The 222-nt window shown below is 48.2% G+C and carries 1 rRNA gene; it reads left to right on the top strand.

Features of this window, described 5'->3' with window-relative positions:
* Nucleotides 1–150 precede the first annotated feature (150 nt).
* Nucleotides 151–222: ribosomal RNA gene (gene rrf / locus IE92_RS0116290) — 5S ribosomal RNA — on the top strand; the annotation flags it as partial.

Raw genomic sequence — 222 nt, 5'->3', positions numbered from 1 at the left:
TTAAAGGTTGGTGTGTGTGGTCCAGAGTATGTTTCGCGTCCACTTTGTGGTTCTTGATGTATGAGTCGAGAACAATATAGCTGTCACAGGCTGCCTAACTTGGTTGGGTGGTGTGTGATGGCGGTGTTGTTCGTGATATGTCAATAGTGTTTCGGTGGTTATAGCAAGAGGGAAACGCCCGGTTACATTCCGAACCCGGAAGCTAAGGCTCTTTGCGCTGAT

The organism is Mycetocola saprophilus (genome assembly GCF_000718085.1).
GTDB lineage: Bacteria > Actinomycetota > Actinomycetes > Actinomycetales > Microbacteriaceae > Mycetocola > Mycetocola saprophilus.
This window is presented reverse-complemented; position numbering and strand designations above follow the sequence as displayed.